This is a genomic window from Nocardia brasiliensis ATCC 700358 (assembly GCF_000250675.2).
GTDB classification, from domain to species: Bacteria; Actinomycetota; Actinomycetes; order Mycobacteriales; family Mycobacteriaceae; genus Nocardia; species Nocardia brasiliensis_B.
Genome location: NC_018681.1, coordinates 4215936 through 4236287, shown reverse-complemented (window position 1 = coordinate 4236287; position 20352 = coordinate 4215936). Strand labels below are relative to the sequence as shown.

Annotated in this window: 19 protein-coding genes; 3 read left to right on the top strand and 16 right to left on the bottom strand. The window is 66.6% G+C overall.

Annotation, left to right across the window (positions count from 1 at the left end; translation table 11 throughout):
* Window positions 1-2: 2 nt before the first annotated feature.
* From O3I_RS19070 to O3I_RS19030, 9 genes are all read right to left on the bottom strand, one after another.
* Window positions 3-776, bottom strand: coding sequence for an ATP-binding cassette domain-containing protein (locus O3I_RS19070; protein WP_014984595.1), 774 nt, complete (start codon window positions 774-776; stop codon window positions 3-5).
* Complete coding sequence (locus O3I_RS19065) at window positions 773-1594, bottom strand: ATP-binding cassette domain-containing protein (protein WP_014984594.1); 822 nt, start codon at window positions 1592-1594, stop codon at window positions 773-775. The genes O3I_RS19070 and O3I_RS19065 overlap by 4 nt, the downstream gene beginning before the upstream one ends.
* Window positions 1591-2487: an ABC transporter permease gene (locus O3I_RS19060; RefSeq protein ID WP_014984593.1), complete on the bottom strand. Its 897-nt coding sequence runs from the start codon at window positions 2485-2487 to the stop codon at window positions 1591-1593. Before O3I_RS19060 ends, O3I_RS19065 begins: the two co-directional genes overlap by 4 nt.
* Window positions 2484-3434, bottom strand: a complete 951-nt coding sequence (locus O3I_RS19055; RefSeq protein WP_014984592.1) for an ABC transporter permease — start codon at window positions 3432-3434, stop codon at window positions 2484-2486. Before O3I_RS19055 ends, O3I_RS19060 begins: the two co-directional genes overlap by 4 nt.
* Window positions 3435-3444: 10 nt before the next feature.
* A complete protein-coding gene (locus O3I_RS19050; protein WP_014984591.1) occupies window positions 3445-5004 on the bottom strand; it encodes an ABC transporter substrate-binding protein in 1560 nt (519 codons plus the stop codon).
* 108 nt (window positions 5005-5112) lie between these two features.
* Window positions 5113-6129 (bottom strand): TauD/TfdA family dioxygenase, encoded by a 1017-nt coding sequence (locus O3I_RS19045; RefSeq protein ID WP_014984590.1) that lies wholly within the window; start codon window positions 6127-6129, stop codon window positions 5113-5115.
* A gap of 18 nt (window positions 6130-6147) precedes the next feature.
* Window positions 6148-7419, bottom strand: coding sequence for a hypothetical protein (locus O3I_RS19040; RefSeq protein WP_014984589.1), 1272 nt, complete (start codon window positions 7417-7419; stop codon window positions 6148-6150).
* Window positions 7406-9019: an NAD(P)/FAD-dependent oxidoreductase gene (locus tag O3I_RS19035; RefSeq protein WP_014984588.1), complete on the bottom strand. Its 1614-nt coding sequence runs from the start codon at window positions 9017-9019 to the stop codon at window positions 7406-7408. Before O3I_RS19035 ends, O3I_RS19040 begins: the two co-directional genes overlap by 14 nt.
* Complete coding sequence (locus O3I_RS19030) at window positions 9016-9447, bottom strand: hypothetical protein (RefSeq protein ID WP_141691784.1); 432 nt, start codon at window positions 9445-9447, stop codon at window positions 9016-9018. The genes O3I_RS19035 and O3I_RS19030 overlap by 4 nt, the downstream gene beginning before the upstream one ends.
* A 326-nt stretch (window positions 9448-9773) precedes the next feature.
* On the opposite strand from O3I_RS19030, the gene panC reads away from it, so the two are divergent.
* Genes panC through O3I_RS19015 form a run of 3 tightly spaced genes read left to right on the top strand, consistent with a single transcriptional unit; the run spans window position 9774 to window position 12542 of the window.
* Window positions 9774-10622 carry a pantoate--beta-alanine ligase gene (gene panC / locus O3I_RS19025; RefSeq protein ID WP_014984586.1) on the top strand — a complete coding sequence of 283 codons (849 nt, stop codon included), beginning with the start codon at window positions 9774-9776 and terminating at the stop codon, window positions 10620-10622.
* 24 nt (window positions 10623-10646) lie between these two features.
* The gene (locus O3I_RS19020; protein ID WP_014984585.1) at window positions 10647-11654 is read left to right on the top strand and encodes a hypothetical protein; all 1008 of its coding nucleotides are present in this window, start codon (window positions 10647-10649) and stop codon (window positions 11652-11654) included.
* Between the two features lie 12 nt (window positions 11655-11666).
* The gene (locus tag O3I_RS19015; protein ID WP_041562709.1) at window positions 11667-12542 is read left to right on the top strand and encodes a P1 family peptidase; all 876 of its coding nucleotides are present in this window, start codon (window positions 11667-11669) and stop codon (window positions 12540-12542) included.
* Window positions 12543-12558: 16 nt separating this feature from the next.
* Here O3I_RS19015 and O3I_RS19010 read toward each other — a convergent pair whose 3' ends face one another.
* From O3I_RS19010 to O3I_RS18980, 7 genes are read right to left on the bottom strand one after another with little or no spacing between them, the layout of a single operon-like run.
* Complete coding sequence (locus O3I_RS19010; protein ID WP_014984583.1) at window positions 12559-13281, bottom strand: response regulator transcription factor; 723 nt, start codon at window positions 13279-13281, stop codon at window positions 12559-12561.
* Window positions 13278-14693 carry a cation:proton antiporter gene (locus tag O3I_RS19005; RefSeq protein ID WP_014984582.1) on the bottom strand — a complete coding sequence of 472 codons (1416 nt, stop codon included), beginning with the start codon at window positions 14691-14693 and terminating at the stop codon, window positions 13278-13280. The genes O3I_RS19010 and O3I_RS19005 overlap by 4 nt, the downstream gene beginning before the upstream one ends.
* 56 nt (window positions 14694-14749) lie before the next feature.
* Window positions 14750-15226 carry a PaaI family thioesterase gene (locus tag O3I_RS19000; RefSeq protein WP_014984581.1) on the bottom strand — a complete coding sequence of 159 codons (477 nt, stop codon included), beginning with the start codon at window positions 15224-15226 and terminating at the stop codon, window positions 14750-14752.
* A complete protein-coding gene (locus tag O3I_RS18995) occupies window positions 15223-16023 on the bottom strand; it encodes an alpha/beta fold hydrolase (RefSeq protein WP_014984580.1) in 801 nt (266 codons plus the stop codon). Before O3I_RS18995 ends, O3I_RS19000 begins: the two co-directional genes overlap by 4 nt.
* Window positions 16020-17810 (bottom strand): long-chain-acyl-CoA synthetase, encoded by a 1791-nt coding sequence (locus O3I_RS18990; protein ID WP_051066676.1) that lies wholly within the window; start codon window positions 17808-17810, stop codon window positions 16020-16022. The genes O3I_RS18995 and O3I_RS18990 overlap by 4 nt, the downstream gene beginning before the upstream one ends.
* Window positions 17811-17812: 2 nt before the next feature.
* Window positions 17813-18730, bottom strand: a complete 918-nt coding sequence (locus O3I_RS18985) for an SDR family oxidoreductase (protein WP_014984578.1) — start codon at window positions 18728-18730, stop codon at window positions 17813-17815.
* 21 nt (window positions 18731-18751) lie between these two features.
* The gene (locus tag O3I_RS18980; protein WP_014984577.1) at window positions 18752-20329 is read right to left on the bottom strand and encodes an NAD(P)/FAD-dependent oxidoreductase; all 1578 of its coding nucleotides are present in this window, start codon (window positions 20327-20329) and stop codon (window positions 18752-18754) included.
* Window positions 20330-20352: the final 23 nt, after the last annotated feature.

Genomic DNA, 20352 nt, shown 5'->3' with positions numbered 1-20352 from the left:
ACTCAGAACGGCAGCATCGGCACGGCGTCCAGCAGCGCCCGGGTGTACGGGTGTTCGGGGTGGGCGAGAACCGTGTCCGCGGGGCCGCGTTCGACGATCTCCCCGTCTTTCAGCACCAGGAGTTGATCGCACAGTTGCTGGACCACCCCGACGTCGTGGGAGACGAGGATCAGCGACAGACCGAACTTTTCCACGAGATCGCCCAGCAGTTCGATGATCTGGGCGCGGGTGGGGGCGTCGAGGGCAGAGAAGGGTTCGTCGCCGACGAGCACCTTCGGGTTCGGCGCGAGGGCGCGGGCGATCGCGATGCGCTGGCGCTGCCCGCCGGAGAACTCGTGCGGATAGCGTGCTGCCGCATCGGGTTCCAGGCCGACCGCGACGAGCAGTTCCGCTACGCGATAGTCGTGGTTGCCCGGGATCCGCAGGCACTCCAGGGGTTCGGCGATCGAATCGCCGACGATCATCCGCGGGTCCAGCGAACTCAGCGGATCTTGCAGTACCACTTGGACTTCCCGGCGAAACCAGGTCAGGTCACGGCCGCGGACCGGCTTACCCTGATAGCGAACCTCACCGCCATCGGGACGATCGAGGGCCAGCAGCAGGCGCAGCAACGTCGACTTCCCGGAACCGGATTCGCCCACGATGCCGAGATGGCTGCCCTCCGCCAGTGTCAGGCTCACCGCACGCACCGCGTCGCGCCGCGGGGCGTGGCCGAACAGCCTGGTGCGCGGCAAGCGGAACGAGCGGCTGAGGTCGTCGGCCTCCAGCAGGATCACGAAACCACCTCCGCCGAACCGCTGTTCACGCTCGCTGTACCGCGCCGGAACGAAGACGCGCGCGCGAGTTCCAGCAACGTACGCAGATACGGATGCTTCGACTCGCGCAGGGTCTGCGCCAGATCACCGTCCGCCAGCACGCGCCCCTCCCCCAGCACCAGCACCCGCTGCGTCACCTGCGCGAGCACCGCAAGATCGTGCGTGATGAACAGCAGCGCCGAACCTTCCGCGGCCACCAAATCCGCTAGCAACGCCAAGATTTCGGCCTGCACGGTGACATCGAGCGCCGTCGTCGGCTCGTCGGCGATCAACAGGGCCGGTTTCGCGGCGAGCGCCATCGCGATACCGACCCGCTGCCGCTGCCCGCCGGAGAGCTGGTGTGGGAAGGCGCGCACGATATGCGCCGGGTCCGGCAGGCCGACGCGGGCCGCCAGCTCGATGGTCGCGGCGTCGGCGGCGCGCCGGCCCATCTTCTGGTGCAGCCGTAGCGGTTCCGCGATCTGCTTGCCGACGCGCATCAGCGGATTCAACGCCGACAGCGGTTCCTGGAACACCATCGCCATCCGGCTGCCGCGAATCTTGGACAGCTGGCGGTCGCCGCGCCCGAGCAGCTCCACACCGTCGAGGGTGATGCTGCCACGCACCCGCGCCTCCTCCGGCAGCAGGCCCATGATCGCCAGGGCGAGCAGCGATTTCCCGGATCCGGACACACCGATCAGGCCGAGCCGGCCGCCGGCCGCCATTCCGAAGTCGACGGCGTCGAGCAGCACCTGGTCGCCGATCTCGACCGTCAGCCCGGTCACCTTCAGCAGTGTCATCGAGTCGGCACCCCTTTGCGCAGCCGCGGGTCGGTGACGCTGCGCAGCGCGTCACCCAGCAGATTGAAGCCGAGCACCGTCAGCGCCACCGCCAGGCCGGGCCACACCACCAGCAGCGGCCGCACCTTGATGTAGTCCTGTTGCGCGCGCAGGATGCCGCCCCAGGACGGCGCCGAGGGCGAACTGCCGTAGCCCAGGTAGGTCAGCGCCGCCTCGGCGAGCACGGCGAGTGCCATCACCCAGGACAGCTGCACGATGAGCGTGGGCGCGATGGCGGGCAGCAGATGTTTGACCACGATCCGTCCCGTCGACGCCCCGGCGGCCCGGGCCGCGAGGACGAAGTCACTGGTCAGCACGCGCGCCACCTCGGCACGCGCCACCCGCGCGACCGCGACGCCCGAGCTGATGCCGATGGCCACCGCCACGGTCAGCATCGACCCGCCGTACACCGCGGCCAGCACCATCGCGAGCAACAGCGCCGGGAACGCGATCATGATGTCGATCAGCTGCACCACCACCGAGCCGACCGGGTGCGGCGTCAGCTGCGCGGCCATCGCGAGCAGGAGGCCGAGCGTGCCGGCGATCGCGGCGACCACCAGCGCCACCGCGAGCGTCTGCCACGCACCGGCCAGCACCTGGCTGAACACGTCGTGCCCGACCCGGTCGGTGCCGAGCAGGTGGCCCTCGCGCAGCGGCAGCAGCCAGGCCCGGCCCGGGTCGGTGGCCTGCGGATCGTAGGGCGTCCACCACAGCGACACCACACTCGCCACGACCAGCGTGCCGACCATGGCCAGTCCGAAAGCGCCACTGGGCTTCCGGATGAGGGCGGCGAGCACGACCTGTATCGCGCGGCGCCTGCGCCGCCACTTCGGCCGCTCGACGGCTCGGATCACAGCGTCGCCTCCACCCGTGGATCGATGAGCCGGTGCAGGATGTCGACCGCGAAGCCGATCACCAGCACCGCGCTGACGATCAGCAGCACCTCGCCCTGCACCTTCACCAGGTCGCGGTTCGCCACGTCGGACAGCAGCATGCTGCCCACGCCCGGCAGGGTGAACACCCGCTCGATCACCACCGCACCCACGATCAGCACCGCGAACTGCAAGCCGAGGATCGAGACCACCGGCGGCGCGGCATTGCGAAACCCGTGCCGTACCAACGCCTGGGTGCGGGTCAGTCCCTTGGCCCGCGCGGTGCGCAGATACTCCGAATACAGCACACCCAGGATCGCCGAACGCACGAACCGGAACAGCACCGCGCCCTCGGACAGCCCGAGCGTCACGCACGGCAGGATCAGGCTGCGCATCGCATCGCCCGGCTCGGCCCAGCGATCGGCCGGAAACCCCTGTGCGGGCAGCACTTTCAGCTCCACCGCGAACACCAGGATCAGCAGCATCGCCAGCCACAGTCCCGGCACCGCAATACCGAGCTGCGACAGGGCGTTCGCCGCCTCGCCGGTCCGGCTGCGATGCCGCAGCGCCGCCCAGGTGCCCAGCGTTACCGCCAAACACAGTGCGATCAGCAGGGATCCGGCGATCAGCGGGCCGGTGACGGCGAGCTTCTGCTGCAACTCGGGGCCCACCGAGGTTCCGTTGAGCTGGGAATGGCCGAAATCACCGTGGAACACCCCGCCGATCCAGGACAGGTACTGCTCCGGCAGCGAACGATCCAGACCGAGATCGGTGCGGATGGCGGCGATCTGCTCCGGTGTCGCCTGGAGCCCGGCGACGGTCGCCGCGACGTCGCCGGGCAGCAAGCGCAGCAGCGCGAAGACGAGCACACTCGCCACCGCCAGGGATACCAGGAGCAGCCCGGCTCGCTGGATCACATACCAGAGCAAAAGACCTCCGTCACTTGGCGACCGCCAGCTTCGTCAGCGGAAACCGGTTGTTGGTCTCGTGCTGCGGCACACCGTAAACCCCCTTGCGCACCACCGTATTCAGCTCGACGAGGAACAACCAGTCACACGGCGCGTCCTCGGCGATCTGCCGGGTCATCTTGCGCAGCAAGGCATTACGCGCGTCCTCACTGTCCGCGGTGCGCGCTTCCCGATACCACTGCTGGACCTGCTTGTTGTCGTAGCCGAAGTAGTAGTCGGCGCGCGCGTAGTTGTTCACGTCCCGCGCCTCCGCGTGATTGACCACGCTCAACTCGTAGTCGTGGTTCTTGTACACCTTCGACAGCCAGGTCTGGAACTCCACCACCCGGACGTTGAGCGTGATGCCGACGTCCTTGAGATTGGAGACCAGAATGTCGCTCAGCGCGGTGACGTAGTGGTTCGGATATTCCACCGACAGCGTCAGCCCGTTGCCGTATCCGGCCTTGGCGAGCAGCTTCTTCGCGTTCTCCGGGTTGTATTCGTCCAGCGCGGTGAGGTCCTCGTACCAGGGATCCTGCGGCGGCACCGGGCTACCGATCTGGATCCCCGCACCCACCGCCTTGATGATCGCCTTCTTGTCCAGTGCTTGCCGGATGGCATGGCGCACATCCGGATTCGCCAGAATGGGATTGGCTTCGTTGAAGGCGAGGGTGTATTCGTCGGTGCTCGTCCCCCGCAGCACGCTGAACTTGTCGCTGTCGGTGAACGGTTGCAGCAGAGTCGGATCGGTCGCGGTCTGGACGTCGAGCTGGCCGGTCAGTTCGGCATTGTTCGCAGTGTTGGCGTCGATGATGTAGTGGAACACCACCTTTGCGACCTTCGGCTTCGGACCCCAGTAGTCGTCCCACCGCGTCAGGGTGAGGGTCGAGCCGCGGTTCCACTGCGCCAGCCGGAACGGTCCGGAGCCGTTCTCCGCACCGTCGAGGGCGGCGAAATCGGTGCCGGTCTTGTAGACGATGCCGCCGCGCTGGGTCAGGTTCCACAGCAGGTTGGTGTCGCGCTGCTTCAGCTGGATCGTCACGGTGGCCGGGTCCGGGGCAGACACCGACGCGATGGACGCGAGCTCGGCCGCGCGCAGCGACTTGGAGCCCGGTGCGATCTGCTGCTGCAACGACCACACGACATCGGCGGAGGTCAGCGGCGAGCCGTCGTGGAACTTCGCGTTCTGCACCAGGCGGAAGGTGTAGCTCAACCCGTCCGGCGACTGTTCCCACGAGGTCGCCAGGCCGGGCACGATCTTGTCCTGCGCACCGGCGTCCACCGTGACCAGGCCCTGATACACGTTGTCGAGCAACGCCTGATCGAGCGCGACGCCCGCGGTGGTGAAGGTGTTCAGGCTGACCGGCTCCAGCGCGAAGCGGACGTTCGCCGTCGCATCGAGGTTCAGCTGATCGTCCGGGGGTGTCGCGGCCTGGGTGGCCTTGCTCGGGTCCCCGCCCGGCACCACGTCACCACCGGTGCCGCAGGCCACGCCGGTCAGCCAGACCGCGAAGACGAGCGCGACGACGGCGACGGGACGTGCGCGCCTCAACGGATGCCCCCCAAGGTGCGCACCGTCATTCTCCGAGACTGCAATTCAGCACTCCTGACTTCGTTTCGACGCCGATCGAGCCAGATACCCATGACACGATATCTCCGATCAGCGAATTTGTTTCAGTGGCATACCTTCACGGAACGCCGCGTGTCCGGGCGGCGGCGTCGGCGCACCGAACGGGTTGAGCCAGAGCCGAAGTAGCTCACGGGCGATCTGATCGGTGTCGATGAACGCGGTGCGGGCGTGCACGATCACATTGTTGTTGAGGAACTGGATATCGCCGGGCCGAATCCGCATGGTGATCTTGTTCTCCGGCCGGGCGGCGATCGCCTCGAAGGTGTCGAGCGCGTACCGCTCCACCGGGGACAGGTCCAGATCGAATCGCTCGTGCGCGGATTCGACGAATTGCCGCAGGTAGTACCGGCAGCTGAGCCGTCCCTCGTGCCAGGCGTACACGGAATTCCGGTAGTACGGCCGCTCACCGTCGACCTCTTCGTCGCGCCGGTCGTAATAGAAACCGGCGTAGTAGAGGCCGAGCAGTTCCCGATGCTCGCGGAGCAATTCGTTGTGGATGGTCACCGAACTGGTGAGGCTGCTGTAGCCACCCTCGCCGGCGGAGTGCAGGCAGAGCAGGCCGACGATATCGGAACTGTCGGTGTGGAACGGCAGGGCCTCGTTGGTCTGGTAGCCGCGGGTCGCCGCGTTCAACAGGCCGCCGTTGCCGTAGTTCTTGACCGGCACCAGAATGTCGCCGCGGGCGTTCTGCGTCACCGCGGGCCCCAGGTGCGCGCTCAGCCCCCAATACATGAGTTCGATATCGGAGCGCGGAATATCGGCCGTGATCGGAAACCCGCTCAGCACGGCGAACCCGCGCCCGGAGACGAGGGTGTCCGATACCGCGGCGAGCTTGCGCGCCAGGCCGTCCAGCGGAAAGTCCTCGCGGGTGATGTCACCGAGATCCTTGCCGGTCCGGCGGCAGTGCTGCAGCGCGGCGAACAACTCGCCGACGTCATCGGTGGTCAGCGGCGTCGTCCACTGGTCGGGATCGGTGTAATCGCTGCTGCGCCACGCGGCGGGGCCGGTGATCGGCTGGGTGCAGAGGGGAAGAGTTGCGTGAGTCATTTCGTTCGCTCATTCCTGTCACAAACGGAGATTGGTCACGAGTGGACGTTTATCGATGCCCGCGGGCATCGTGAGATCGGCGCTGCGGCCGTAGTCGCAGGTGACCAGCAGTTCCAAGGCGAGGTCGCGTTGCACCATGCTGCCGCCGACGCCCACCACGGCGGGCAGGACGGAAATCAAACGCCGCACGGCCTGTTCGGGATTCGACTGGCAGTAATAACGGAAACTCTCCGCCACACCGACCGCGGTGCGCCGGGTGCCGATCAGATGCGCGGCGATATCGGTTGCCTCCGCGCCGATTTCGTTGGCCAGCTGCTCGGCGAGTTCGTGCCGGTCGGCCCCGATGATCGCCAGCAGCACGTGCAGATCGACGAACGCCGAATTCGAGGCCACGCGAATTTCCGGCGCCTTGTCCGCGACCGCCGTGAAATCGTCCGGCCCGGCCCGCCCGGCCAGCCGCAGTCGCCACAGCAGCGATACGGCGTCGCAGAATTGCATGGCCGAGCATTCGGCGCCGAGCACGCCGGTCACCTCACCGGTGAGCCCGACCAGCGCGTCGTGATCGGAACCCGCCATCGAGTTCAACGCGTGATGCCAGCTCAGATGCGTACGCAGCAGGCAACTTTCGGCGTTCCAACGAGATCTGGTGGCGGACAGCAGATCCGCGACCCCACCGTGATCCCTGGTTTCGAAGAGGGCGTGCGCGCACGCGTGCACCGCCCACGGATTGTCGTCCGGGGCGAGTTCCAGCGCCCGGCGGCCTGCGGCGTGCGCCTCGGCGAATCGATTGTTCTCCCCCAGCGCGAAAGCCAGCATGGCCAACAGGTACGGATACGACTCGGTCGCACCTTCGTTCAGCAGCGGACTCGCGGACAGGCGAGCGAGCAACGTCTCGGTGGCGCCGGTCAGGAAGTCGACCTGATGCCCCGCGGCCAGCGCCAGTTCGTCCGCGGGGAACTGCCGCGATATCGCCAGCAGGGTGGCGCCGGCCGCGCCGAAATCACCGCGCAGCAACTGCCGGATCGCGTCGAGATGCGCCGATTCCAGTGCGGTGATCGCGCCCTGGTCGATATCCCGCAGGGCCGCAACGACTTCCACCGGCGGCCGGACCCCGCCCAGCAGATACAGGTAGGCACGCAGCATCACGATGACCGGCTGCGCGGCATCGTCGGGGTCCAGCGCGTCCAACGACGTGACCATGGCGCGGTCGAACCTGAGCAGCCCGTTCAGGGAGCCGGACACCGCGGCCGAGACCCGGTCGTCGTACGAGGAGAGATCAATCGGATTCATCTGCACCCAACTCTGGCGATGCGGGCAGTCCGCCGAGGTAGAGCTCACGGATCCCCGGCCGGGCCCGGCGGGCCCAGGCGACCGCGCTGGCCACTTTGTCCATGTCGATATCGAAGTAGGGCTGGGACATGTCGGTCAACCCGAAGGACGGTGGCACGAAATCGACCGCCGCGAACAGCTTTCGGAACTCCGACACCGCGGTGTCGCGGCTGGTCTCCCGGCTCCAGTAGGCCGTCATGATCTGGTCCGACTTCCGATAGAAGGCATCGATGAAGCCGTCGAGCCCGGTGCCGGGCGCCGCGTCGGCCTGCTGCGACGGTTCCTTCCCAGCGGCTCGCGCGGCGGCGAGCGCGGTGACGTGCCGCAATCGGTTCTCGGTGCGCATGGTGCCCGTCACCTGATTGACCTGCCAGACCCGGAACCACGCGTTCCACAGTTCGTAGTCGGTGAACGAGCGGAACGCGTTGCCGACCAGGAAGTCGTTCTCCTCGATCAGGCTGGACTGCATCTGTTCGATGTCGTCGAAGGTCTCCGGCGTGAAGCCGCCCCGGAATCGGGCGATCAGCCGCTCGGCCAGCCGATCCACCACGACCGCCGTGTTCTGCATGCCACGGGAGAACAGCGGGTCGATGAAGCCGGCCGCGTTGGAGGTGAGACACCATCGATCGCCGACGGTTCGGGTGGCCGAGTATTGCAGCCGGCCCGCGCTGATCCACGATCGCGCGTTCTGCGCGTGCTCGAATTGCTTGCCGATCTCCGGGTACGTCGCCAGGAAGTCGGCGAAGGCCTGCTCCGGGTTCGGCAGCGGCGCCTCGTCGCCGTCGTCGATGCGCCAGACGACGCCCACGCTGCACAGCGGATTGGACGATTTCTCGTTGTTGTCGAACGGGATCACCCACATCCAGCCGCCGTCGAAGACGTGATGCAGTGTCCCCGTGTGCCATTCGCGCGGGCCGTGCACGGCGGTGATCTCGTCGAACGGGGTCACGCCGGTCATATGGGTGAACACGGATTTCGAGGTGGTGCGCAGACCTTCGGTGGTACGCAGCCCCAGCGCGGCCGCGACGGGTGAGCCGCGCCCACCCGCGTCGACCACGTAGTCGGCCGAAATCCGCGTTCCCTCATCACCTTCGAAGAACACGCCCGCCTCGGTGATGTCGAGCCGGCGGGCACCCACCCCCTCCAGCAGGACGGCACCGTAGTCACGGGCGCGCAGCGCCAGCCAGTGATCGACATCGGCCCGGAACAGATGCGACTCGGTTTCCACGATCTCCGACAGCGGGAACTGATGGGCGCGCCGGGCCGTGGTACCCGGTTCGTGGTAGATGAAGCCGAAGTTGTTCTTCATGCCGCAGGTGCCGACCGACCCGATGAGGTTGTCGAACGACGACAGCGCGGCCAGCTCCGGCACACCGTATTTGATGCTCATCAGCTTGTAGAGCTTCGAGGTGTTCGGGATCGTCGATTCGCCGATGGCGAATCGAGGATGCGTCTTCGGGTCGACCATGCAGGTACGCAAACCGGACGCCTGCAGACACAGCGACAACGTGCTCCCGGAAAGGCCGGAACCCAATATCAGAACATCGTAATCGGTACTCATCGCGAAACTTCCTCGACCGATCCCCGGCGCAACGGAGTCTGCTGGTGGTATTGCATGAGCCAGCGATTGTCGCGGCGTATATACACCGTAGAAATTGCGGCATAGATACCGTCGAGCCCCACCCGCTTTTGATACATCTCGTAAAACACGATATGCGCATCCGGCCCCAGGGAACGCTCATGGAACTCGAGTATCTGATAAGCCTCGATCGGCGGTGCGGTACCGACCGCGTTCAACATGATCCGCCGGGACAGCGAAGCATGCGGAGAAGGCACCGCGAACACCGCATCGGCCGCCGTGGCGTGGTCATAGAATTTCGCACCGTCACCCGCGCTCAGCGCACGCCACTGCAAAAACTCTATTTCGGTCGGACTCGGATCGGCCGGATTCCCGTCAACCGGGTGACCGGTGTTTTCTGACGCATGCATGACCATTGAGTACCCGTCTGATTCCCAAGCGGAGAATGCCAGGTCGCCGGCACCCTCCCCAGGGCCGTCGATAATTTATGTTCCGGAAGGAACAATATCACGGTGCGCACACCGGCGGCAACGTTTCGGCGGATGTACCGCGAAACCAACACGCTTGATCTACAACGGATCTCGATTACGTCAACAGCTGCGTCGGCGACCCGGTTCCGGTACCGTCGAAGTGATCTATCAACACGCCCGTTGCCGCTGCCGAAAGCGCGTTCGGAGCGAACCGGAGAGGAGAATCATTGAAGCCACCGGATGTCACCAATTATGCACAAGGAGCATTGACCGTCCAGGAAGATCCGGCGGCGATCTCACACATTTCCGCGGAACTGCGGGCGCAGGGTCGCGAGGTCACTTTCGTGCCCACCATGGGCGCCTTACACGACGGCCATCTCGCGTTGGTCGAAGCGGCCCGGAAAAACGATGCCGAGTGCATTGTCTCCATCTTTGTCAACCCATTACAGTTCGGGGCCTCGGAGGATCTCGACCGCTATCCGCGGACATTGGCGGCCGATCTCGATCGGCTGCGCGCCGCGGGCGTGCGGCTGGTGTTCACGCCGACCCTGGCGGGGATGTATCCGAACGGGCCTCGGACCACCGTCACGCCCGGCCCGCTCGGCGCCGAACTCTGTGGCGCGACAAGGCCGGTGCTCTTCGGCGGCATGCTCACCGTGGTGGCCAAGCTGCTGCAGATCACCCGGCCCCATGCCGCGTACTTCGGCGAAAAGGACTATCAGCAGCTGATTTTGATTCAGCAGATGGTGCACGACCTGAACTTCGACATCCGGATCGCCGGCGTCGCGACCGTCCGCGAGCCGGACGGCCTGGCCCTGTCCTCACGCAACCGCTACCTCGATGCGACCGAGCGGATTTCGGCCACGGCGATCCCCGCGGCGTTGCAGGCGGGTGCGCGCGTGTGCGACCGGGGCCCTGCCGCGGTACTCGACGCGGCGCGCGGGGTACTCGACGCCGCCGCGGGCGTCGAGGTCGAATATCTGGAATTGCGGGATCCCGATCTCGATCCTGCCCCTTCGTCGGGCCCGGCCCGGCTGCTGGTCGCCGCACACGTCGGCCGAACCAGGCTGATCGACAACATCTCGTTGACCCTGACCGACCTTCGGGAAATGTGAAACGGAAACACCATGTGCACCTGTATGTTTTTCCTGGACAGCGCCGGCGAGCGCTTCGTCGCCATCGAATCCCGGGACCATTCGATTTATCGGCCGCATGGTTTCGAAGCGGCCCGCAAACTCGGGCTGAACCAACCGTCCTCGTACGGCACGCATTGGCAGGACAATCCGGATCTCCGCAAAAAAGTGTGGACCGTGCAGGCGGCGGACAATCCCGAATCGGCCGACGTGGTGGGCGGCCTGGATATCGACGGCGGCTCGTGGCTGGCCTTCCATCGGCGCACCGGTGTCTATTGCCGCGTCTTCACGCCGGAATGGGACGACCATACCCGATCGGACTCGACCGGGAATTCCGCCGCGGCCGAATTGATCGCGCCGGGCGGGCTGAGCCTGGATTGCGCGACCGCCGCATCCGCGGAGCACGCGGTCGAGCTGCTGCGTTCGCGACTGGTGCCCGCTTTGGGCGATTCCGGCACATTGCTCCCCTTTCACATGGTGATCGCCGATCCACATCACGCTTTCGTGGTCGCGTTCGACGGTCGCGAGACCGTGACGGCAACCGAGATGGCTGATGGCCGACCGCACGTACTGACCACCGCGGCCTCGGCGGGCGAAGAGGAATTCGGCCGCAGCCTCCAGCAGCGCGCGGAAACCGCCGAGGCACCCGGCGAGAAATTGACGTCGTGGGCGCCGTGGTTGTCCGTTTTCGCCGGTATCGAACCGAAGGCGCCGGATTACTCGGCGACGGGGTGGACCGCCGATCGGTATTCGGCCATCCGGCCGCCCTATCGCGCGGGCGCCGACGCGGACCGGTACAAGAATGTCACACTTTTCCCGGTGACCGATCCGCGCCAGATAGCGTGGACGAAGAGTGTCTCGATATACTCTGCCGGACAGACGGGGGCGGAGTTGTTCGCATACAACGAGCGGCAATTGTTCGAGTACCAGCCGGTGCCGGCCGATGTGCGGCGTATGGGCTTCCCCACGACTCCGGATGACTTCTTCGTCGTGATAGCGAATACGAATTCTTGAGCTGAGGTGGGTATGACGATAAGCATTCCCGGCGTACGGGTCGGGCACTGGTCCGATCCGCACGGGGAAACCGGATGTACGGTGCTGATCCTGCCGGAGGGCACCGTCGCATCCTGTGAGGTGCGCGGCGGGGCGCCGGCCAGCCGAGAATTGGAGGTGCTGGCACCGGACAAGACCGTGCCGTTCATCGACGCGGTGGTGCTGACCGGCGGCTCCGCGTTCGGCCTCGCCGCCGCGGACGGCGTCATGCGCTATCTCGAGGAGCACGATCGCGGCGTGCCGACGCCCGGCGGGAAGGTACCGATCGTACCCGCCCTCGCCCTGTTCGATTTGAGCGCAGGCGATCCCAAGGCGCGCCCGACCGCCGAGCGCGGTTACGCCGCGGCGCACGCGACCACCGGTGAGCAGGTGCTCGCCGGCCGCGTGGGGGCGGGCACCGGCGCCTACACCGGGCACTGGCGCGGGCCGGGCGCCCGCCGGGCGGGCGGCCTCGCCTACATCGAACGGCGCTGGAACGATCTCGTGGTCGGCGCGCTCTGTGTGGTCAACGCGTTCGGCGATATCGACGACGGCGCCGCGGAGATCGCGTTGGATTCGGTCACGCAATTGGATCTGGTCATCTCCGCGGCGTCCGCGGCGCGGATGCACACCACCATCGGCACCGTGATCACCAACGCCAAGCTGGACAAGGTCGGCTGCCACATCGTCGCGCAGGGCGCGCACGACGGTCTCTCGCGCGCCCTCACGCCACCGCACGGCCGCTTCGACGGCGACGGATTCATAGCCGCCGCAACGGGTTCCGTCGATGCCGACGTCGATCTGGTGCGCCTCATGGCGTTGGCGACGGTGACCGACGCCATTCGCTCGGTCGCCGCGGCGGCGCAGTAGGGCACGCACCCACCGGCTACCAGTCGCCACTGTCGTACTCCGCGCGGACCGCGGCCACCGCGGCCTCGATCCGGCTGGTCACCTCGAGCTTCGCGAGAATACGACTGACGTACTCCTTCACCGTGTCCGGGCTGATGAACAACCGAGAGCCGACCTCTCGGTTGGACAGCCCGTCCACGACCAGCCGCAGGATCTCCCGCTCCCGCTTGGTCAGCGTGGAAAGGCGTTGGCGCGCCTTGTAATCCATCGCCAATCCGCTGTGCATCCGACTCGGCTGCGGCGCCATCGCCAGCACCGCACCCGAGATCAGCACCTCCAGCACCTCCAGCACCGCCAGCACGCCGCGGTCCTTGGCCACCACCGCGTCGACCTGTTCGATATCCGCCTTGGCGGCGCCGTGTTCCACCAGCAGCGTGATCATCGGCGGATGATCCGTATCCCGCAGCCGCGCCACGGTCGCGGCCAGCCCACCGAGCCGCGCCACCGAGGCGTCCAGCACGATCACGTCGGGACGCAACCGCGCGGACCGATCCACCACCTCCCGCCAGGAGCACGTGCCCGCCAGGGCGAAGCCGTCGTGTACGGCCACCGCGTTCTCGAAATCCGTTCGGGCGAACGGGAAATCGGACGCGACGAGCAGACTGCGCCGTGGCACGACACTGGAACTGCACCATTCGACCGGGCGGCGGCGACCGGTGCGCACCTGGCTCTCCTGATCCGAGCCGAACCCGACGGTCATGGCGGGCCGTCGGCCGCGTCGACCCGCTGGTGCCGCAACGCCTGCTCGGGTATTCGGGTCGGTTCCGGTATTCGGGTCTGGAGTGACTCGCGGCTCTCCTCACCAGACGGGCCGAACACGACGCCGTGCTTCCATCCGCTGCGTTCGAACATCCGCATCACCGGTGTGGCGACGAAGGTCGTCACGATCGTCATCAGCGCCAGGATCGTGTAGAGCTGGCCCGAGATCAGACCGGCGGTGAGGCCGATATTGAGCAGGATCAGCTCCATCAAACCGCGTGCGTTGGCGAGCGCCCCCATCGCGCCCGCCTCCCGCCAGCTCATCCCCTGCCACCGGGCCACCAGGCCGATCGCGCCGAACTTGCTGGCGAACGACACGATCATCACGATGACCGCGACCAGCAGCACCTTCGGATCGAAGATCAGGCTGAGCTTGGTGTTGAGGCCCGAGTAGATGAAGAACGCGGGCAGCAGCAGATAGGCCACCAGGGGTTCGAACCGGTCCCGGATGACGTCGAGCAACTTGCCGCGCGGCATCACCGTGCCCGCGACGAACGCGCCGAACACCGAGTAGATCCCGACGTAGTCGGTGAACCAGCTCGCCAGCAGCACGACCAGCAGGACAACCGTGAGCGGAACGATGGGAATACCACCGCTGCGTTCGGTGTCACCGCTACTCGGGGTCCAGCTCTCGAGCCGCTTCAAGGCGGGACGCGCCACGACGACCATGAACGCCAGATAACCCAGGCCGCCGCCGATCGCGAGCACCGCGCCCGACATGCTGTCCTTCGTCGTCGCGACCACGGTAGCCAGCAGCACCCAGGCGCAGGCGTCGTCCACCGCGGCGCACGACAGCGACATGGTGCCCAGCCGGGTGTTCAGCAGACCCGACGCGTAGATGATCCAGGCCAGCATCGGAAACGCGGTGATGGCCACCGCCGAGGCCACGAACAACCCGCCCTGCCAGGTGCCGACCTTCTCGGTGAAGTATTCGCCCTGGCTCACCATCCATACGCCGACCAATCCGCCCAGCACCAGCGGCACCGAGATGCCGGCCAGCGAGGTGGCTCCGGCCTTGCCCAGATGTGATCGGAGAATGTCGAGCTTGAACGAGGCGCCGACCAAGAACATGTACAGCACCAGCCCGAGCTGGCCGACGACATAGATGGCCGTGAGGTTCGGGTGCGTGATCGACGACCCGCCCACCGCCAGCGTCGTGGGAAACAGCCACTCCTGCCCCGTCGGCCAGATCAGGCCGAAAACCGATGGCCCCAAAACGAAGCCGGCGGCCATGATCGCCACCACCTGGACCTGGCCGAGCCGCTGGAACAGCGGCCAGAGCAGGCGGCAGGTCACGAGAATGATCGCGACCTGCAGAAAGAAATGTGTTGTGACTTCGAGCAATGAGGGCATCGCTAACCTCGCTGAGAAAGGTGTCCACCTTCGCCGTGGCGAAGGTGGACCGTCGACTACGGAGTCGGCATCGACAGAACTTGAACCGTGGACACCGCTGTCGCCACCAGCTTTCCGTCCTCGCTATGCGCTTCCGCGGCAAGATAGATCGCCGTGCGCCCTGCCTTGCGCACCACGGCGGTCAGCCGCAGCCGCTGCCCGGGGAACGTCTGGCGCATGAAGTGCGTCGTCAGTTCCAGGGTCGTCGTCGGGCCGCGCGCGGTCAGGTAGCTGAGCGGGCCGATGAGGTTGTCGAACATGGCGGACAGGAACCCGCCCTGCACGATGCCGACGGCGTTCGCATAGCTGGGCGGCGCCGCCACCGTCGCGGTCAACGAGGTGCCCGGCACGTACTCCTCGAACTGCATGTCCATTTCCTTCGCCGAGGGCGGCGGCAGCTGCAGGGTCACGCCGGGCGGGGTGAAGCTGCGAAAGAGCTCGACCGTGTACTCGAGCACCTTCTCATGGCCGTGAATCGTTGCGTCATCACTCATTTGGTGCCTCCTCGTCCATTGCCGCGGCTCTGTTCCGCGGCTGTCAGAAATGTTTCCAGCATCGTGTTGAATCCGGGGGCATGTTGGACGGCATGACCCGCACCGGGCAGGTGGACCCGTTGCGCGTCGAGGTGGGCGGCTACCGCATCGCAGACCCGTTCGAGGGCGGGGTTGTGCTCGCCGGAGCACACCAGCACCGGTACGCCCGCCTCGGCGATCGTTTCGAATCGGGGTTCGGCTTCGCGCGGTGAACGCAGCTTGCGTCCGAATTCCAGCGCGTGCCGGACCTCTTCGCCCACATCGGCGAGCATCGCGGGATCCACACCGGCCACCGCGAAGAACTTTCGCTCGGCCTCCGCGTCGTCCGGGTGCTGCGCGTATTGATCGGACAGGTCGGCCAGCTCGCGGACGTACTCGTCCTCGGCCGCGGCGTTCCAGAGCGGCGCCTCGATCACGGTCAGCGACCGCACCAGGTGCGGCAGCCGCTCGGCCACCAGCAGGGCGCCGATACCACCGTACGAAAAGCCGATGAGGTGCACTCCCCCAGGCACTTCCGTGATGAGTTCCGCCAAATCATCCGCGTCGGCGCGGAAGTCCTGCCACCGCGCGGCCGGGCTCGGCGGAAATCCGCGCCGGCTCGGCACGATCAGCGACCAGCGCTGCGCGAGCTCCTGCTGGGCGGCCCAGGTCATCGGCGCGGGCATCCCACCGTGCACCAGCACGATCGGCGGGCCGGTACCGGAGCGTTCGATGGCCAGCGGCGCCTCGGCCCGCTCGTAGGTTTCTTCGAGTGTCATTGGCCCTCAGTTCTTTCCAAGGTCACCGACGCCCGCTCATCGCGCATGATCGCCGCGTAGCGCTGCGGCGTCAGCTCCTGGTAGGCGGCGTCCCCCGCATCGCGGATATAGATGGGCTCCCCGTCCCGTGGCGTGAAACCTTCCCGTTGCAGCGCGAGTTTGGCCAGCTTCAGCGTCGCCGTGGTTTCCAGCGACGGACACACGCGAATGAAAACCGGTCGTGCGTAAGGGGGTAGTACCGCGTCGAGATACGACGCGAGTTCGACGCCGTCGAAGCGTGAGCCACGAGCCAGCACGATGGCCGCCATGCCGGCCCGGCCTTCGCGTCCGGGCACGCGCACGCCGTAGACGTTGGCCGCGGCGATGCCGGGCCAGCGCACGAGCTGCTCCTGCACCTCGGTGGTCGACACGTTCTCGCCCTTGTAGCGGAAGGTGTCGCCGAGCCGGTCGACGAAGAACAGATTCTTCTCGGCGTCGATCCGGAACATGTCGCCGGTGTTGAACAGCGCGTCGCCGTCCCGGAAGGCATCGGTGACAACCTTTGCGCGCGTGGCGTGTTCGTCCCGGTAGCCGCCGAACGGGGTGCGCTTGCGAATCGGCCCGAGCAGCACCCCGACCTCACCGGGACGGCAATCGACCAGACGAGTGCCGTCGCGGGCGAAATCGTCGCGATCGAAGTCCCATTTCGCCAGCCTGCCGCCGAGGCGCAGCTTGCCGACCGAGCCGACCGCACCGGAGAGATTGAGCGTCGCGATGTTGCCCTCGGTCGAGGCGTACAGCTCGACGATCCGGGGGATCTCGAACCGCGCCTGCAGCGTCGCCCACACATCGGCTTGCAGTCCCTGGCCGACGATCACCCGGACCCGGTGTCCGACATCGTATTCCGTCGGGGCGGTGTTGATCAGGTAGCGGCACATCTCACCGATGTAGTTGAACCCGGTCGCCTCGAAACGGTGCATGTCGTGCCAGAACGCACTCGCGGAAAACTTGCGCCCCAATGCAAGTGTGCAGCCGTGCGCGATCACACTCGACAGCGCGATCACCAGCGCGTTGGTGTGGAACAGCGGAAGACAGTTGTAGATCACGTCTCCCGGCTCCAGCCGCCACGCCAACGCACCGGTGACCCGGCCGACCGAGGTCAACCGCTGGTAGCTCATCACCGCGGCCTTGGGCAGGCCGGTCGTGCCGCTGGTGAAGATGTAGGCGCCGGTGTCGGCGAGCGAATGCAGCGCCGTCTCGGGCGGATCGGTGCTGATCTCGCTCGGCACGAACCGCACCAGTCCCGCGACATCGCCTGCCGCCGAAGCCTTTTTGTCCTTGTCCACCCGGCAGCGGTCGACCAGCTCGGCCGGTACCCGGTCGCGCACGGCGAGAAACGCGGGCAGACATTCCGAACCGACGGTCAGCTGCTTAGCGCCGCACGCCGAGAGCGCGTGCACCAAACCGTCGCCACGGGTCTGCGTGTTGATGAAGGCCACGACGACACCGAGCTTGCCCGCCGCCAGATAGTGCCAGATGAACTCCGGCCGATTCTCCATCAGCAGGGCGAGCACGTCACCCTTGCTCAGGCCTTCTTCGCGATACGCGTGGGCGATCCGGTTGACCCGGCGATTGGCCTCCGCGTAGTCGAACCGCTCGTCGGCGTACAGCAGAAAGGGTTGCGTCGCGTGCTCGGGGCGCCCGCTGCGCCGCTCGAACTCGAGCGCCAGCGTACGATTCGAGCCCGCACCTTCGAGCATGCCCCGCGCGAGAACCCCGTACGACCGGATGCGTTGGGTCAACGACACGGCTACGCGCCTCCCGACAGTTTCGCGGCGGCGGCCGGATCGGCGGCCAGCACGGCGGCGAAATACTGCTGCCGCGCTTCGTCGGCGAGCCGATCCCAGCGCTCCCACGTCATCGGCGTCGGCTCGTGTTCGGGCACCATCCGGTAGCGCGACAGATCGTCGATGCCCTTGAACCGCGCCAGGATCTCGTCGTCCACCAGCGCGTTGCCGGTGAACTTCGCCGGATCCTGTTCCAGCACAGCCAAGATGGCGTCGACGACGATGTCCTCGGTGCGCCAGTCCTCGGGGCTGCCGAGGCCGAGGTTCTGCGTCGCCAGCGTGCCGATGAGGGTGCGGGTCCAGATCGCGTTGCACGCGATCCCCGTGCCCGCCAGCTCCTGGGCCAAGCCGAACGCGAGCAGCGTCGCGTTCAGCTTGGACGCCATGTAGGCGACCTTCCCACCGACATGCTCGAGCACGTCGGGGTCCAGCGGCGGACTGAGGTTGATGATGTGTCCCCAGTTGCCTTTGCGCATATGCGGAATGCAATAGTTCGCCAGCAGGAACGGTGCGCGGGAGTTGATGCTCATCACGAGGTCGTACCGCTTCTGCGGGGTGGCCTCGACCGCTTGAATCCACATCGCGCCCGCGTTGTTCACGAGAAAGTCGACTCGACCGAATTCGGCCACCGTCCGCTCGACGACGTTCTGCAGATCCTTGTCGTCGCGCACATCGCAGCGCAGGCCGAGCGCACGCGCACCGAGCGCCTCGATCTCGCGCACGGTGTCGGGCACGCTACCGGGTAGCCGGCCACCGCTTTCCATCGTCTTCGCCGCGATGACGACCGCGGTGCCCCGGCGCGCCAGCGCCAGGGCCAGGGCCTTGCCGATACCGCGACTGCCGCCGGTGATGATCGCTACCCGGCCTTCGAATTCGGTCAAGTTCGCCACTCTCCTCGCTCGCTACTGCGCCGTCGCCTGCAGCGCCGCCTCGGCCGGATCCCGCTGCGGCAGGTCGATCCTGGTGGCGATTTCCTGTTCGAACGAATCCGCCCACGCTTCCAAGCGGTCCACATTGCGCCGCATATCCGCGAAGGTCTGCGTGGCGGTCTTGTCGGTCAGCAGGTCCAGATGCAACTGCGCACAGATCGGCACCTTGCTGTATTCGACGAACAGGTACTTCTCCGGCTGCGGCGCCTGCGCCGCGAAGGCCCGGAAGTTCGCCTGCATACGCGACTGGATGCCGAAGAACCGCGACGCGATCGGATGGAACTCCGCCGCCGCGTCCGGGCTGGTGAGCAGCCCGCGGAACAGCATCTGCGAGGGCAGCGCCCAGTAGAACGAGGTATCCCACATCACCTTGGTGAACATGGCGGGCGCGTGCCCGAAGATGCTGTAGTTGTCGTGATACATCTGCAGGTAGTTCGGCCACAGGTCCTCGAGCAGCAACCGGTTGTAGGACTGGGCTACGTCCTCGGTCAGCCTGCCCTTGCGGTCGAGCTCGATGAGCCGGGTGGTGATCGTGTTGGTGTAGGCGATGTAGTCCGAGCCCGGGCTGTAGAACGCGTCCAGGAAGACCGCCGCCTCACCGACACAGGCCCACCGGTTGTGCGAAAACGCTTGCGTAGAGCTGTAGCTCGCGTTGCGCAGGACCAGGAAGTCGAGCAGCTCGGCCTGCTCGGTGAACTTCGCCAGCGTCGGCTCGTGCTCGGCGATCCACTGCCGCGCTTTGGTTTCGGTCGAGTACGTGCGGAACGGGTGGTAGCGCTCGTCGGTGACGATGCCGATGCTGGTGTTGCCCGACGACAGCGGGATCATCCACACCCAGTAGCCGGTGCCCATCAGGTGGTTGGTCGAGAACCACCGGCGCTCTTGGGTTTTCGGACGCCAGGTGGGGCTGGTCGGTCCCGCCATCTCCTCCACGTCGTACTCGCCGCGCAACCGCCACCAGGCCGCGTTGATCTTGTGCGGGCTCGGCGCACCGAGGCCCAGCTTGCGCTGGATCAACTTGCCGCGCCCCGAGGCGTCGGCGACGAAGCGCGCCCGCACCGAGCGCTCCTCCCCACCGGCCACCTCGTAGGTGATCACGTGATCGTCGTCGCCCTGCGCCAGATCCACGTCGACGACCTTGGCCTGTTCGATCAGGTCGATGCCGAGATCCTTTGCGCCACGGCGCAGATCGCGCTCGAAGATGCCGCGGTCGATCTGATACGACGGCACCCGGGCGAACCGGCGCGCGCCGATCTCCGGCCGTGCCTCGAAGGGACCGTGCTGGTCGCCGAAGAACAGGCGCAGTCCGAGCTTGTGCAGGTGGTGCTTGTTGAAATAGCCGGTGAGGCCGAGCTGTTCGGTGAAGTAGTGCGCGCCGCCTTCGACGGTCGCCTCCCCCACCTTGTACGCGCCGTCGGGGATATCGCCGCCGGTGCGTTCCAGCACCAGCACCGAGAGTTCGGGCATGGTCCGCTTGAGCTGCCTGGACAGGGTGAGCCCCGCCAGGCCACCGCCACAGATCACGACGTCGTATCGGTCAATCGGTTTCATAGCATTTCTCCGTTCGAGCAGCT

Coding starts and splice junctions, on each gene's coding strand:
- O3I_RS19035 (WP_014984588.1), bottom strand. CDS start 9,019: ATGAGTACCGATTACGATGTTCTGATATTGGGTTCCGGCCTTTCCGGG.
- O3I_RS19015 (WP_041562709.1), top strand. CDS start 11,667: ATGACGATAAGCATTCCCGGCGTACGGGTCGGGCACTGGTCCGATCCG.
- O3I_RS19020 (WP_014984585.1), top strand. CDS start 10,647: ATGTTTTTCCTGGACAGCGCCGGCGAGCGCTTCGTCGCCATCGAATCC.
- O3I_RS19040 (WP_014984589.1), bottom strand. CDS start 7,419: ATGAATCCGATTGATCTCTCCTCGTACGACGACCGGGTCTCGGCCGCG.
- O3I_RS19065 (WP_014984594.1), bottom strand. CDS start 1,594: ATGACACTGCTGAAGGTGACCGGGCTGACGGTCGAGATCGGCGACCAG.
- O3I_RS18980 (WP_014984577.1), bottom strand. CDS start 20,329: ATGAAACCGATTGACCGATACGACGTCGTGATCTGTGGCGGTGGCCTG.
- O3I_RS19030 (WP_141691784.1), bottom strand. CDS start 9,447: ATGCATGCGTCAGAAAACACCGGTCACCCGGTTGACGGGAATCCGGCC.
- O3I_RS18995 (WP_014984580.1), bottom strand. CDS start 16,023: ATGACACTCGAAGAAACCTACGAGCGGGCCGAGGCGCCGCTGGCCATC.
- O3I_RS19045 (WP_014984590.1), bottom strand. CDS start 6,129: ATGACTCACGCAACTCTTCCCCTCTGCACCCAGCCGATCACCGGCCCC.
- O3I_RS19010 (WP_014984583.1), bottom strand. CDS start 13,281: ATGACCGTCGGGTTCGGCTCGGATCAGGAGAGCCAGGTGCGCACCGGT.
- O3I_RS19000 (WP_014984581.1), bottom strand. CDS start 15,226: ATGAGTGATGACGCAACGATTCACGGCCATGAGAAGGTGCTCGAGTAC.
- O3I_RS19005 (WP_014984582.1), bottom strand. CDS start 14,693: ATGCCCTCATTGCTCGAAGTCACAACACATTTCTTTCTGCAGGTCGCG.